Source organism: Mycobacterium sp. NGS35 (assembly GCF_059812855.1).
The window spans coordinates 70,311-84,473 of the sequence record NZ_JCALDL010000004.1 but is presented as its reverse complement, the minus strand read 5'-3'; the positions used below and the strand labels follow the sequence as shown (position 1 = coordinate 84,473).

At 65.4% G+C, this 14,163-nt stretch carries 14 protein-coding genes and 1 pseudogene; 9 read left to right on the top strand and 6 right to left on the bottom strand.

What is annotated here, in order from left to right; genetic code table 11:
- The first annotated feature begins 6 nt into the window (after positions 1-6).
- From AC5Y4C_RS09485 to AC5Y4C_RS09455, 7 genes are read left to right on the top strand one after another with little or no spacing between them, the layout of a single operon-like run.
- A complete protein-coding gene (locus AC5Y4C_RS09485) occupies positions 7-861 on the top strand; it encodes an MlaE family ABC transporter permease (protein WP_499948701.1) in 855 nt (284 codons plus the stop codon).
- Positions 862-873: 12 nt separating this feature from the next.
- On the top strand, positions 874-2,061 hold the full coding sequence (locus AC5Y4C_RS09480) for an MCE family protein (protein ID WP_499962474.1): 1,188 nt from the start codon (positions 874-876) through the stop codon (positions 2,059-2,061).
- Positions 2,058-3,092 carry an MCE family protein gene (locus AC5Y4C_RS09475; RefSeq protein WP_499908940.1) on the top strand — a complete coding sequence of 345 codons (1,035 nt, stop codon included), beginning with the start codon at positions 2,058-2,060 and terminating at the stop codon, positions 3,090-3,092. Before AC5Y4C_RS09480 ends, AC5Y4C_RS09475 begins: the two co-directional genes overlap by 4 nt.
- The gene (locus AC5Y4C_RS09470) at positions 3,092-4,192 is read left to right on the top strand and encodes an MCE family protein (RefSeq protein ID WP_499909318.1); all 1,101 of its coding nucleotides are present in this window, start codon (positions 3,092-3,094) and stop codon (positions 4,190-4,192) included. The genes AC5Y4C_RS09475 and AC5Y4C_RS09470 overlap by 1 nt, the downstream gene beginning before the upstream one ends.
- Positions 4,189-5,610: an MCE family protein gene (locus AC5Y4C_RS09465; protein ID WP_499908938.1), complete on the top strand. Its 1,422-nt coding sequence runs from the start codon at positions 4,189-4,191 to the stop codon at positions 5,608-5,610. The genes AC5Y4C_RS09470 and AC5Y4C_RS09465 overlap by 4 nt, the downstream gene beginning before the upstream one ends.
- On the top strand, positions 5,607-6,935 hold the full coding sequence (locus AC5Y4C_RS09460) for an MCE family protein (RefSeq protein ID WP_499962472.1): 1,329 nt from the start codon (positions 5,607-5,609) through the stop codon (positions 6,933-6,935). Before AC5Y4C_RS09465 ends, AC5Y4C_RS09460 begins: the two co-directional genes overlap by 4 nt.
- A complete protein-coding gene (locus AC5Y4C_RS09455) occupies positions 6,935-8,593 on the top strand; it encodes an MCE family protein (protein ID WP_499962470.1) in 1,659 nt (552 codons plus the stop codon). The genes AC5Y4C_RS09460 and AC5Y4C_RS09455 overlap by 1 nt, the downstream gene beginning before the upstream one ends.
- Positions 8,594-8,600: 7 nt before the next feature.
- On the opposite strand, the gene AC5Y4C_RS09450 is transcribed toward AC5Y4C_RS09455, so the two are convergent.
- The 3 genes from AC5Y4C_RS09450 to AC5Y4C_RS09440 are packed head-to-tail and all read right to left on the bottom strand — an operon-like array spanning position 8,601 to position 10,450.
- Entirely contained in the window at positions 8,601-9,113 is a 513-nt protein-coding gene (locus tag AC5Y4C_RS09450) for an Rv2253/PknI dimerization domain-containing protein (RefSeq protein WP_499948696.1), read from the bottom strand.
- A gap of 57 nt (positions 9,114-9,170) precedes the next feature.
- Positions 9,171-9,755 carry an Rv1363c family protein gene (locus AC5Y4C_RS09445; RefSeq protein WP_499962467.1) on the bottom strand — a complete coding sequence of 195 codons (585 nt, stop codon included), beginning with the start codon at positions 9,753-9,755 and terminating at the stop codon, positions 9,171-9,173.
- Entirely contained in the window at positions 9,752-10,450 is a 699-nt protein-coding gene (locus AC5Y4C_RS09440) for an Rv1363c family protein (protein ID WP_499962464.1), read from the bottom strand. Before AC5Y4C_RS09440 ends, AC5Y4C_RS09445 begins: the two co-directional genes overlap by 4 nt.
- Positions 10,451-10,586: 136 nt before the next feature.
- Between AC5Y4C_RS09440 and AC5Y4C_RS09435 the strand changes: the two genes are divergently transcribed.
- Positions 10,587-10,967, top strand: a complete 381-nt coding sequence (locus AC5Y4C_RS09435) for a hypothetical protein (RefSeq protein ID WP_499908928.1) — start codon at positions 10,587-10,589, stop codon at positions 10,965-10,967.
- An 8-nt stretch (positions 10,968-10,975) separates the two neighbouring features.
- Here the strand turns inward: AC5Y4C_RS09435 and AC5Y4C_RS09430 are convergent, their stop codons facing one another.
- Positions 10,976-12,253: a cytochrome P450 gene (locus tag AC5Y4C_RS09430; RefSeq protein ID WP_499908924.1), complete on the bottom strand. Its 1,278-nt coding sequence runs from the start codon at positions 12,251-12,253 to the stop codon at positions 10,976-10,978.
- A 106-nt stretch (positions 12,254-12,359) separates the two neighbouring features.
- Between AC5Y4C_RS09430 and AC5Y4C_RS09425 the strand changes: the two are divergent.
- Positions 12,360-13,045, top strand: a pseudogene (locus AC5Y4C_RS09425) (TetR/AcrR family transcriptional regulator); the annotation flags it as partial.
- On the opposite strand, the gene AC5Y4C_RS09420 reads toward AC5Y4C_RS09425, so the two are convergent.
- Both AC5Y4C_RS09420 and AC5Y4C_RS09415 read right to left on the bottom strand, forming a co-directional pair.
- Positions 12,964-13,392, bottom strand: coding sequence for an Rv2576c family protein (locus AC5Y4C_RS09420; RefSeq protein ID WP_499962462.1), 429 nt, complete (start codon positions 13,390-13,392; stop codon positions 12,964-12,966). The pseudogene AC5Y4C_RS09425 and the gene AC5Y4C_RS09420 sit on opposite strands and share 82 nt — an antisense overlap.
- Entirely contained in the window at positions 13,389-14,114 is a 726-nt protein-coding gene (locus tag AC5Y4C_RS09415) for an enoyl-CoA hydratase/isomerase family protein (RefSeq protein WP_499908920.1), read from the bottom strand. The genes AC5Y4C_RS09420 and AC5Y4C_RS09415 overlap by 4 nt, the downstream gene beginning before the upstream one ends.
- Positions 14,115-14,163: the final 49 nt, after the last annotated feature.

The following is a 14,163-nucleotide window of genomic DNA, read 5'->3' as shown; positions in this document are numbered from 1 at the left end:
CAGGCGATGACGCTGCGCGCCACCTACCCCCGGGTATTCCGGGCCCTCGACCAATTCAAGCGGCCGGTTACCACCCTCGGCCGCATCGGCGATCACACCTTGTTCTACGGCAAGGCGATCGCCGGCACTCCGCACGCGACCTTGCACTTCCGCCGCGAGATCATTCGGTTGATCGCCGAGATCAGCATGGGCGCAGGCACATTGGCGCTGATCGGCGGTACCGTGGTGATCGTCGGCTTCTTGACGCTGGCCGCAGGTGGCACGCTCGCCGTGCAGGGTTACAGTTCGCTGGGCAACATCGGCATCGAGGCTCTGACCGGCTTTCTGGCGGCGTTCATCAACGTCCGCATTTCCGCGCCCGTCGTCGCCGGAATCGGCTTGGCCGCAACCTTCGGCGCCGGCGTGACCGCGCAGCTGGGCGCGATGAGGATCAACGAGGAAGTCGACGCACTGGAGTCCATGGGCATCCGGTCCGTCGAATATCTGGTCAGCACGCGGATCGTCGCGGGGATGATCGCGGTGGTTCCGCTGTACTCGATCGCCGTCATCTTGTCGTTCGTCGCGAGCAAGTTCACCACCGTGGTGATCTTCGGGCAGTCTTCCGGGCTCTACAACCATTACTTCTCGACGTTTTTGAACCCGATCGACCTCTTGTGGTCGTTCCTTCAGGCCATCTTGATGGCACTGGCGATCCTGTTGGTTCACACCTACTTCGGCTACTTCGCCCAGGGCGGACCATCCGGCGTGGGTGTGGCCGTGGGTAACGCGGTGCGAGCGTCGTTGATCACCGTGGTGTCGGTGACGCTGCTCGTGTCGCTGGCGATCTACGGCTCGAACGGCAACTTCAACCTGTCGGGATAAGAGAGGAGGTCGATGAAGCCCAGTGTCACGCGGCCCCTCGTGGGCTTGGTGAGCGTTCTGCTGGTGGTCGCGGTCGTGGCCGTGGCGATCATCCTCTTTCGCGGCGGGTTCACCAATTCCGTTCCGGTGACGGTGGTTTCGCCCCGCGCCGGGCTGGTGATGAACCCCGACGCCAAGGTCAAGATGCGGGGCGTGCAGATCGGCAAGGTGGAATCGATCGAAGAGCGTGCCGACGGTCACGCTGTCCTCCACCTGGCGATGGACCCCAGTGCGCTGAAGTACATTCCGCGCAACGTGCTCGTCAACGTCGCGTCGACCACGGTCTTCGGTGCGAAGTATGTGCAGCTGGTTGCACCGAAAAACCCGGATGCGGAGACGATCAAGCCAGGTGCGGTGCTCGACGCGAAGAATGTCACCGTCGAAATCAACACGGTATTCGAGCAACTGTCGAAGCTGCTGTCGAGCATCCAGCCCGAGAAGCTGAACGAGACACTGGGTGCACTCGCGACGGCGTTGAACGGCCGCGGCGAGAAGATCGGCCAAATGCTCAGCGATCTCGATGATTTCCTGGCCAAGACCTACCCGAGCCTCGACGGGCTGCGCCACGATCTGCAAGTGGCACCGCAGGTGTTCGACACCTACGCCGACGCCGCCCCCGACCTTCTCGACACCGCCCGCAACGCGACGCGCATCAGCGACTCGATTGTCGACGAACAGAACAACCTCGACGCGTTCCTGGTCAGCGCGATCGGGTTGGCCGACATCGGAAACGACGTCATCGGCACCAACCGGCAAACCCTGACCGATGTCCTGCACACGCTGATCCCGACCACCGACCTGCTCAACGAGTACAACCCCGGCCTGACCTGCACGCTGCAGGGCATCGGTGTGATCACGCACCAGCCGCCGTTGCCGCTGCCGGGCATCGTCGTGTCGGTGGGGCTCACGCTGGGCATCGAGCGCTACCGCTACCCGACCAATCTGCCGAAGGTGGCCGCGACCGGCGGGCCGCACTGCATGACGCTGCCCAACGTGCCGAAGGACACCCAGCCGAACTTCTTGATCATGGACGACGGCGCCAACCCTGAACAGTACGGAAACCCCGGAATCCTGCTCAACTCCGACGGTCTCAAGCAGCTGTTGTACGGTCCGATCGCGGGGCCGCCGCGCAACACCGCACAGATCGGAATGCCCGGATGAGGGGCGGATGGCGCGGCACGCTGGTCAAGTTGGTCATCTTCTCGGTGGTGATGATCCTTTTGACCGCGTCGCTGTTCTTCATCTTCGGCCAGTACCGGACCGGCGCGACGAACGAATATTCCGCAGTGTTCACCGACGTGTCGCGGCTGAAGCCGGGGGACACGGTCCGCATTGCGGGCATCCGGGTGGGCACCGTTGGCGAGGTGTCGCTGCGCGAAGACAAGAAGGTTGTCGTGAAGTTCGACGCCGACCGCAGCGTCAAGCTCACCAACGGAACCCGTGCGATGGTGCGCTACCTCAACCTCGTCGGCGACCGCTATCTCGAGCTCGCCGACGGGCCCGGGTCCACCAAGATCATGTCCGCCGGCTCCCAGATCCCAGTCGACCGGACGGCAGGCGCGCTCGACCTCGATTTGTTGCTCGGCGGCCTCAAACCGGTGATCCAGGGATTGAACGCCCAAGACGTCAACTCGCTGACGCAGTCGCTCATCCAGATCTTCCAGGGCCAGGGGGGCACACTGGAATCGCTGTTCTCGAAGACGTCGTCGTTCTCGAATGCGTTGGCCGACAACACCGAGGTGATTCAGCAGCTGATCGACAACCTCAACACCACCATCCACACCCTCGACAAGAACGGCAACCAGTTCAAGGACACGCTCGATCGGCTGCAGAAACTGGTCAGCGGGCTCTCTCAAGACCGCGACCCGATCGGCGACGCAATTGTGCAGCTGGACAACGGAACTGCATCGATCGCCGACCTGCTGACCAACGCACGCCCACCGCTGGCCGGCACGGTCGACCAGCTGAACCGGCTGGCGCCGTTACTCGACGACGGTAAGGACGTCCTCGACGCGAACATCCAGAAGATGCCTGAGAACTACCGCAAGTTGGTGCGGCTCGGATCCTACGGTGGTTGGTACAACTACTACCTCTGCGGAGTTTTCTTCCGCGCCACCACCACTGACCCGACGAGCCGGCCGGTGTTTTTCCCGTGGGTCTTGCAGACCAGCGGACGGTGTGCGGAGCGCTGATGCAGAAATACCGCGGAGGCAAACTCATTCGCGCCGGATTCCTCGGCGTGGTGCTGATCGTGCTCGTGATCGTGGTCGGTCTTCAGCCCGAACAACTCAAGTCGATTGCCTCGTCGCTGCGCTACCAGGCGCTGTTCACCGAAGCCGGTGGTCTTGCCAAGGGCAATCCCGTGACCGTGTCTGGCGTCAAGGTCGGGACGGTCTCGGCCATCGAGCTGAAGAACGGCGAAGCGCTGGTGACCTTCAACGTTCCCGCCCGCATCCAGCTCGGCGATGACACCACCGCCCACATCAGAACCGGAACCCTGCTCGGTGAGCGGGTATTGACCCTGGAATCCGCCGGCAACGGGCGGCTGCGGGCCATGGATGTGATTCCCACGTCACGGACCGGCTCCCCGTACTCGCTGACCGACGCGGTCAGCGATCTCACCACCAACGTGTCGGGCACCAACACCGAAAACCTCAATCAGTCGCTGGACACGCTGGCTGCCACGCTCGATCAGATTGCACCGCAGCTCGGACCGGCGTTCGACGGCGTGTCCCGATTGTCGAGGTCGATCAACGACCGCAACCAGTCCCTGCGCGAATTGCTCAAGAGCGCAACCAATGTCACCGGAATCCTGTCCGAGCGCAGCCAGCAGATCAACGCGCTGCTGCTCGACGCCAACAGCTTGCTGGCGGTGCTCGTCGAACGGCGCAATGCGATCGTTTCACTGCTGGCCAACACGTCTGCGGTGTCTCAGCAACTGACCGGATTGGTCCACGACAACGAAGCCGAACTGGCGCCCACGCTGGAGCGGTTGAACCGGGTGACCGCGATGCTCGAGAAGAACCGCGACAACCTCGCCCAAGCGCTACCCGGCCTGAAGAAGTACCAGATCACCCAGGGCGAGGCCGTGGCCAACGGGTTCTACTACAACGCATTCATCCCGAATCTGAGCCTGCCGCAGCTGCTTCAGCCCTTCATGGACTACATCTTCGGGTTCCGGCGCGGTGTCGACGTGGGACAGCCGCCGGACAACGCGGGGCCGCGAGCCGAGCTTCCCTTCCCGTACAACGGGATTCCGCAGCCGTATGAGCAGTGGGGGCCGGGCCGATGACAAGAAGGCGCCTTCTGACCGGCGTGACGATCGTGCTCGTCGGCTTGCTCGTCGCCGCAGGGTTTTTCGTCGTGCGCCAAACGTTCTTCAAACCCAAGACCATCACTGCGTATTTCACGACCGCCACGGCCATCTATCCCGGTGACGACGTGCGGGTTTCCGGCGTCAAGGTCGGCAGCATCGCGGCGATCGAGCCAGCGGGCACGCGAACCAAGATGGTGATGCACGTCGACCGCGGTGTGCCGATCCCGGCCGACGCCAAAGCGGTGATCGTCGCGCAGAACCTGGTGGCGGCGCGGTACGTACAACTGGCACCGGCGTACAAGTCGAAGGGCCCGCAGATGGCCGACGGCGCGGTGATCCCGCTCGAGCGCACTGCCGTGCCGGTCGAGTGGGACGAAGTCAAGGAGCAGTTGAAGCGGCTCGCAACAGAATTGGGTCCGAACGCCAACGCGTCGACGCCCGCTGTGGCCCGTTTCATCGACAGCGCCGCAGACGCGCTGGCCGGCAACGGTGACAAGCTCCGGCAAGCCATCGCGCAGCTCTCCGGTGTGGCGCGTGTCCTGGCCGACGGCAGCGGCAACATCGCCGACATCATCAAGAACTTGCAGATCTTCGTCAGTGCGTTGCGCGACAGCAACACTCAGATAGTGCAGTTCGAGAACCGGCTGGCCACGCTCACCAGCGTCATCGATGACAACCGGTCCGATCTGGACGCCGCAGTGTCGGATCTTTCCGTCGCGGTGGGCGAAGTGCAGCGTTTCATCGCCGGCACCCGCAACCAGACCAGTGAACAGGTGCAGCGGCTCGCCAACGTCACGCAGACGCTGGTCGACCATCAGATGGACGTCCAGAACATCCTGCATCTGGCGCCGACCGCGTTCTCGAACTTCTACCACATCTACAACCCGGACACGGGAAGCCAGGTCGGTGCGCCCGTGCTGAACCCGTTGCTCACCAACCCGGTGTGGCAATACTGCGGAATGGCGGGAGCGGTCGAGAACGTCACGTCGACGGAAACGACGAAACTCTGCGAGCAGTACCTCGGACCGGCATTGCGGTTGCTCAACGCCAACAACAATCCGCTTCCGATCAACCCGTTCCTGATGCCCGCGTATTCGCCTGGCCGGGTGGAGTATTCCGAGCCGCGACTGGCACCGGGTGGCGAAGGGCCGAAGCCGGGGCCGCCGGAGATGCCGCCCGCCGTGTCGGCATACACAGGGCTGCAGGGCGACTATCCGCCTGCCGCGCCGCCGCCCCCACCGCCGGCGCGCATCCCTGGCGTCTCCTACCCGGCGCCCACCGAAGCGGCGGGGCCTCCGCCGCCACCGAACACGCCGGCTCCGGAGAATGCACCGGCTGCTCCGGGACCGAGCCTGCCCGACTTGCTGCTGCCCGCCGAGAGGCCGCCGTCATGACGCGTAGGAATCGCTTGCGCCGAGCCGTCGTCGTCGCCGCCTGCGCGGCGTCGGCGGTCACCGGATGTTCGTTCCAAGGCGTGAACTCGCTGCCGTTGCCCGGAGCCGTGGGCAGGGGCCCGGACGCGAAGACCTACCACGTCGAGATCGCGAATGTCGGGACGCTCGAGTCGAATTCGCCCGTGTTGATCGACGACGTGGTGGTCGGCAGCGTCGGCAAGATGAGCGTGCAGGGGTGGCACGCCAATGTCGAGGTGTCGGTGCGGCCGGACGTGGTGGTGCCCGCCAACGCGGTGGCGAGCGTCGGACAGACCAGCCTGCTCGGCTCGATGCATTTGCAGTTGTCTCCACCGCTCGGTGAGCCGCCGCGCGGGCGGCTGGAACCGGGGTCGACGATCCCGCTGAGCAAGTCGTCGACGTACCCGTCGACCGAGCAGACCTTGTCGTCGCTGTCACTGGTGCTCAACACCGGCGGCCTGTCACAGCTCGGCGACATCATCCACAACTTCAACGCTGCGTTGTCCGGGCGTCAGGAAAAGATCCGCGACCTGCTCACCCGGCTCGACCAATTCGTGGGCACGCTGGACGAACAGCGCGACAACATCATCGCGTCGATTCAGTCGCTGAACCGGCTTGCCAACACGTTCGCCGGCCAACGCGACGTGATCACCGACGCGCTGAAGAAGATACCGCCGGCGCTGGACGTGCTGGTCAAAGAACGGCCGAACATCACCACCGCGTTGGAGAAGCTCGGCACGTTCAGCGACACCACCACGCAACTCGTCAACGACAGCCAGGCCTATTTGATCCGCAATCTGCAAAACCTCGAGCCGATCTTCCGCTCGCTCGCAGATGTCGGACCCGATCTCGCTGCCGCTCTCGCCTATATTCCCCACTTCCCGTACAGCCAGGACCTGATCGACCGAGCTGTCCGCGGGGACTACGCCAATCTATTTGCGGTGTTCGACATTTCGCGGGAACGCTTGAAGCGCGGCTTGCTTCTCGGCACGCGCTGGGGGGAACCGGGCGCGGTGCTGCCGCCGGCACCCGGCGAGCCGTACTTCATGCGGGACATGTTCGACCCGGTCAATCCGGTGAACACCGCGTTGAGCGCCGGCCTCGCTCCGCCGCAGCCGGACACCCCGCCCGGCGTGCCGCGCGCACCGGTCACACAGGCCGCCGCGCCGCAGGCACCGCCCGCTGCCGCGCCGGCTCCGTTGACGTCACCGGGTGCGGTGCCACCTGGCGGGACGCCTCCGACACCGGATGCCGCGCCCGCGGCCGAAACGCCTTTCCCGCCATCGCAAATGGATATGGGTAGCTGATGCTCACGCGTTTTGTCCGAATCCAGCTGACGATCTTCACGATCGCGTCGATCGTCGGCGTGCTGGCAATGGTCTTCTTCTACATCCAAGCGCCGACCCTGCTGGGCATCGGTCGCATGTCGGTCACGCTGGAACTGCCCGCGGCGGGCGGCCTGTACCGCTTCAGCAACGTCACCTACCGCGGCGTGGAGGTCGGCAAGGTCACCTCCGTGGAGCTGACTCGAGACGGCGCGAAAGCGGTGATGTCGCTCAACACGTCGCCGAAGATCCCCGCCAACCTCGAGGCGCAGGTGCGCAGCATCTCGGCGGTGGGCGAGCAGTATGTCGAGCTGCGCCCGCGCACCGACTCGGGCCCGTACCTGCACAACGGTTCGGTGATCGCCAAGAGCGACACGACGATTCCGCAGGACGTCGGTCCGATGATCGATCAGCTCAGCGAACTGCTCAAGAGCATTCCGAGGGACAAGATCAGCGCATTGCTCGACGAGACGTTCAAGGGCTTCAACGGCGCGGGCTATGACCTCAGCTCGCTGGCCGACTCGTCGGCCAAGCTCTCCGGCGATCTGAACCGCGTCGGCGACAACACCCGTGACCTCTACAACGACGCGGGTACGCTGCTCGACAGTCAGGCCCAGACCAGCGACTCGATCAAGCTGTGGTCGCGAAGCCTGTCGGGAATCACTCAGCAGCTCGTCACCGACGACCCGCAGATCCGCACCGTGCTGCGCAAGGGGCCGGGCGCGTTCGACGAAGCCTCGGCGCTGCTGTCACAGATCAAGCCGACCTTGCCGGTGCTGCTGGCCAACCTGAAGACTATCAGCCAGATCCTCGTGGTGTATCACGCTGGGGTGGAACAACTTCTGGTGATCCTTCCGCCGGACGTCGCGGGCATCCAGGCCGTCGCGCCGTCGAAGAACCAGACGGGATGGGCGCTGGGCGACTTCGCGATCGACATCAGCGACCCGCCGCCCTGCACAGTCGGCTTCCTGCCGCCGAGCCTGTGGCGGAGTCCAGCGGACACCACAACCCTCGACACCCCGGACGGGTTGTACTGCAAGCTTCCGCAGGATTCGCCGATAGCGGTCCGCGGTGCCCGCAACGCACCGTGCATGGAGGTTCCGGGTAAGCGCGCACCCACCGTCGAAATGTGCCGCAGCCCGGAGCCTTTCAAGCCGCTGGCCATGCGGCAGCATTCGCTGGGGCCCTACCCGTTCGATCCCAACATTGTGTCTCAAGGGGTTCCGCTCGACGACCGGGCCACATTCGGTGATCAGATATTCGCGCCGGTGCAGGGAACACCGCTGCCGCCGGGTGTCGGGCCACCCGCGGCGCCGCCACCCGTGCCGCCGGCCGGTGCCGTCCAGAACCCGGCTCCTCCAACATCGAATCCGCTTGCGCCAGCTGCTGATTCGGTGCCGCCCGATTCCGGTGCGGTGACACCGCACGGTCCGCCTCCTGGCCCCGTGCCGGACGGCGCTATGCCGCAGGCCGCTCCCGGCGCATCGGACGGGCCCGCTGCCGCGCCGACAGCCGCTGTGGCGCAATATGATCCGCGCACCGGCCGCTACTTCACCCCGGACGGGCAGATGTATCAGCAACTGGGAGTGGGGACGTCGGCATCGCCGCCGAAGACGTGGCAGGACATGCTGCCGAAGTAGAGCTGCGTCAGGCGATCTTGACCAGCTTGAACGGCATCCGGATCACCAGCAGCTTGTTGAAGCCGCAGGCCCCGCTGGGGCCGGTGGTGGCGTCCTCGCCCGCCAAGATCGGCGAACCGACCTTGACGAATCCCGTTTCCGGGTCGACGGGGTAGAACCGGTAGACCTGCTCGCCGGTGGCTGAGGTGCCGTCAGCGCAGGTCTCCCAGCCCGGCAGTTCGCGGCGCACCAACCACGATCCGGAGATGAACGACATGCCGGCGGTCCAGCCTTGATCGCTGGTCACGGTGCCGGTGCACGTCAGCGGGTTCGGGCACGACGAGCTGATGGTCCAGGTGCTGCGGACCGTCGCCTCGTCGTGGTAACTCTCGTTGGTTCTCGCCCACTCGCCGTTCGACGTGGCCGCGTAGGTGCCGTTGATCGCCGGGTCGTTGTCTGCACTGGCAAAGCCCGCGCCCGGGCCACCGATTGCGGAGGCAGCCGCCAGTAAAGCACCTGCTATCGCACCGATCGAACGCACCGATCGCTCCTCATGGGAAATGGCATTCTCAGAATGGGAGAATAACATCGGGGGCGCTCAGAGCGGCTCGAACGCGGAAATCAGCCAGGACCCGTCGACCTTCGAGAGAGTGACACGAACGGCGGCTTGGCTGGGCACCGGGGCGGGCTGTGCCTTGCTTTCGGACGTCTTGTCGACGAACACCAGCACCTTGGCCGAATCGGGCGTGATGTCTTCCACCGCCGCCTGAACCACGTTTGCTGTGGTCGTGATCTGCTTGTCTCGCGCAGTCGACGCCATGACCTGCTGCGTGAAGTTGGTGTAGTAGGCCAGAAAGTCGCCGGTGAGATGCGACTTGGCATTGGCGATGTCCTTGTCCAGGCTGTCGGGCGAGTACGACAACACCGCTACGGCGCCTTTTGTGGCCGCGTCTTCGGCGGACTGACGTGCGCGCTGATCGGTGAGCTGCTCGGGCCGGTACTGCTCGACGTACACAAGAGCGGCCAGCCCGACTGCCAGCAGCACGAGCGCGACAAGCGCGATCGAGCGCCATCGTGTTTGCACCCAGTTCGCGATGCGCACGAGCGCCGTCGTCCTCGGCGGGCGCGCGGGTTCGTCGACGCGCGCGTCGTCGACATCGGAGGGGGACTGGTCGGTGGTCAATTGACGAACTCGAACTGTGAGGTCTTGAGCTGGTGGTCGTCTTCCTTGAGGGACACGCTGATGCGCCACGTCGCCGACGGCAGCTTCTGGTTGTCCTTGGTGGTGCCGTCGGAGGTCGCGGCGACCAGAACCACGGCCGAATCGTCGGTCATCGACTCGACGGCCGCTGCTTTCACCGCGAGTGTGGTGCGCACCCCGGACCGCTCGACACCCTTGGCGATCTCGTCTGCTCCACCGGCCTGCAGGGCCTGCTTGAATTGCCCGGTCGAGTTTTCGACGACGCGCTGCATCTGTTGCCTGACCGTGGCCGGATCCAGCGACATCATGGTGACCACACTCTGGCGCGCTGCCGCGGCGAACTCCGCTTCCCGCTGCCGATGGCGGTCCACATCGCGTACATGCCAGAGCATCCATCCAGTCGAGGCCAGCGCGGCGACGACGACCAGCACCGCGGCGCCTCGGGCCACCTTCGCCAGGATTGCCGGGCGGCGTGACCGCCGGCGCGCACGGCGGTCGGCGCGCGCCGCCTCGTCGACCTGCCGCCGTAGTTCCTCGGCCCGGGCACGGGCGGCATCGGCGCGAGCTTGCGCTTCCCGCGCCAATGTCGCGGCGTCCTCGATCGGCATCTCCTCGACGCCGATCGAGCCCTCAGGGTTCGCGTCGAGCACCGTTGCTCGGCGCTTCCGCGGCGACACTTGCTTACTCGCTCCTCCCGTGCGCGGGCGACTTCGTCGCTGGTTGCGGTGCAAGAGCAGCCACCCTATCACCGGGGGCCCGGCAAATCTTCTCCAAAATGAAGAACTTCCTTCTCGGTTATGTCAGAGTAGCGACGTGAAACTCTGCGCGCTTGCCGGGACGGGGTTGTTGGCGGCTGGATTGCTCACAGCGGCACCACCGGCGGCGGCCGGGCCGACGGTCTGCGACGTGCCGGCGTGCACGCCAGGCATCCAGCCAGGAGCCGTCTTGGGAGCGCCGTGTGACAACACCACCTACTACGTGTTCGGCGTGACCGACTGGGGCCGGCTGGTGTTCTGCGGGTCGCCGCGGCGATACGAGCCGCGCTGGTTCCGGTCGCCGTCGATGTTCGGCATCAAGGACGAGAACACCGACTGCAACAACTATCAAAACGGCGTGGCGCAAGCGCCCGACGGGCTCTTCCTCACCTGCGTGCCCGTAGAGGGCCAGGCGCTCTGGCTGCGTGGCGACACCTAGCCGCGCGCCTACTTCACGGGCGTGAACTTGATGTTCAGCTCGGTGAGCCCGCGCAGGATGAACGTCGGCTCATAGGTGTAGTTGCGCTGACCGGCCGGGCCGTGCTTTTCCTCGTCAATGGTGATGTCTGCCAGGCGATCCAGGATGCGCTCCATCGACACCCTGCCCTCGACTCGCGCCAGCGGAGCACCCGGACACGAGTGGATGCCGCGGCTGAACGCGATGTGCTCGCGGACGTTGCGCCGGTCGAGCTGGAACTCGTGCGGATTGTCGAATCGCTGCGGATCGCGGTTGGCCGCACCGGGACTCACCATCACGGTGGTGCCGGCGGGGATCGGAACGTCGCCCAGCGTCGTGGACCTGCGGGCCATGCGGAACACGCTCTTGACCGGGCTGTCCATCCGCAGGCATTCCTCGATGAAGTTCGGAATGCGGCTGCGGTCCTCGCGTAACTGCTGCTGGATGTCCGGACGGTCGCCGAGCACACGCAGCGCTGCCGACAGCAGCTTGGCCGTGGTCTCCTGTCCGGCGCCGAACAGGAATGTCGCGGTGCGCACCACGTCGGTCACTTCGGGCGTGGACCCGTCCGGGTACTTCGCCGTCGCCAATCCGGTCAGCACGTCGTCGCGGGGGTTCTTGCGCCGGTCCTCGATGTAGTAGCTGAACTTCTCGTCGGCCCATTCCAACGGGTTGGTGGCGATCGGCTCGTGGTCGAGTCCGCCGATGCGTGAACCCGGCCGCTCGGCGCCGAAGTTGGTACGGAACTCTTCGTGATCCTCCTCGGGCACCCCGAGCAGGTCGGCGACGACGATCAGCGAGAACGGCCTGGCATACGCGGCCAGGAATTCGCACTTCCCATCGTCGATGAACTCGTCGATGTAGCGGTCGGCGAGCCGCCACATGAAGTCTTCGTTCTCTTTGAGCCGTTTGGGCGTCAGCAGTCGGCTCAGCAGCGATCGAGCGTCGGTGTGGTACGGCGGGTCCATGGTCACCATGTGCTCGTACATCGGAATCTCGGTGCGGTGTTGCTCGATCAGCGCAGAGATGTCGTCACCTTCGGGCGTGAACGGGATCGGGGTGAACGGCCCGGCGACGGCCACGCACGACGAGTAGGACTCGACGTCCTTGTAGACGGCGTTCGCCGCCTCCCAGCCGGTGACGGCCAGCACGCCGTTGTTGATCGGACAACATGTGGAATTCTGGCCACGCAGGTGATCGAAGTACGGGTGAGGGTCAGGGATGAGCGATGGGTCGGTGAAGTAGTCGACCCCGTCGAAGTTCGTCATAAGTGTGATTGCCTCCTGAAGCCCTCACTCGATAGGCCCGAGCGACGTATGCTGTGCATCTGCTTAGCATGGTGCCGGGGCGGGGTCAAGGCAAGAGCGAGGTGCGATGACATCGAGTCGCAGAATCGGCGCTGCGGACGCCAAGAACCGCGGCGTGCTGCTGGACACCGCCGAGCGGCTGATACTCGAAGAGGGTTACGCCGCAGTCACTTCCCGGCGCCTGGCCGAACGCGCCGGGCTCAAGCCGCAACTCGTGCACTACTACTTCCGCACGATGGAAGACCTGTTTTTGGAGGTGTTCCGGCGCCGCGCCGAGCAAGGCCTCAAGGCGCAGGCTGAGGCATTGGATTCGTCGCAGCCGCTGTGGGCGCTGTGGCGGCTGAGCACCGACGCCGCCACCAGCCGGTTCATGATGGAGTTCGCGGCGCTGGCGAACCACCGCAAGACGATGCGGGCCGAGATCGCGCACTACGCCGAACGATTCCGGGAGGAGCAGTGGCGGACGTTGGCGACCGCGCTGGCGCGCTACGACGCCGACCCGGAAACCATGCCGCCGATCGTGTGGTCGGTCCTGTTCACCAGCCTGTCGACGGTGCTGGCGATGGAAAAGGGTCTCGGCGTGTCACTGGGCCACGCGGAAACGGTGGAAGTGGTGGAGCGTTACCTTCGCCGGCTGGAGGGCGAGCCGTCGGACGCGCGGCACCGCTGAGCTACCAGGTGCGCATCGAGCAGAGCACGCCCTTCGCGCCGTCATTGCGGACCTTGACGACGCCGTCGACCGCGATTTCGCAATGGAAGTTCGGCGTGCCGGGCTCTGAACCGGTGTTGGCGATCACCATCGCCCACCACTCCGGCTTCTGCAGATCCAGCTCGAACGACCACGGGTGCCCGGGCCCGATGTCGGCTTCGACGTTCGGCATGAACTCGTACGGGTTGTGGCTCCAGTCGGCGAAGACCCCAGGCTCGTGGTCGAGGTAGTAGATCTCCGCATAGATCGGGTTCTGCGCCGTGAGCGTGTACTTCACGTGATGAAGGGGAGCGACGACCACGTCGTCGTCGGCATCTGCCGGGCCCGCTGCGCACATCGCGGTGGCCGCGAGCACTATCGCCGACACCGCACCCGCGATGGTCCGAGTCATCTGGCGCGCCTCATCACTCGTTCAGCGGCCTCCCAGTGTTCGTCCCCAACCCACAGCCGCGCAAAAGAGGCTACCGCTTCGTCGGGCGAAACACCGCTGATTACGCGCTTGATCTCGGCCGCTGGGCGGTTTGCCAGCGACCGAGCCAGCGTCCGCCAGTCGTCGTCGAACGACGCCCGCGGCACCACTTGGTCGACGAGACCGATGCGCTGCGCCTCGGCGGCGTTCAGTGCGGTGCCCGACCCGGCCAGCAGCAGCGCCCGTCCGGGCCCGACCAGCGCTGCCAACCGCTCGGCGCCGCCCCAGGCGGGCATGATCTCTAGCGACACCTGGTTGAACGCGATCTTGACATCCTCGGCGGCGATCCGGATGTCGGCGGCAACTGCAACTTCGGCGCCGCCGCCGAACGCGTGACCGTTGAGTGCGGCGACCACGGGCGCGCGGAACTGCGCCAGCCGATCGCAGATGGTCCGCATCCGCCATGCCATAGCGGACGCGTCCTCGACGGTTCGCAGCGCGGCGAGTTCCTTCAGATCTCCGCCGGAGACGAATGCCTTGTCGCCGGCGCCCCGGACGACGAGCGTCCGGACGTCCGCCGAGGCGTCGAGATCGTCGAGCGCCTTCTCGAGTTCGCCCATCGTGTCCAACGAGATCGCGTTGCGCGCGTGGGGGCGGTCGATGGTGAGTACGGCCAGTCCGTCGTCGACCTCCACGTCCACCATGTGACCGTTCTCCGATGCGATATTGGCATTCTCCCTGCGGGAGAATAGC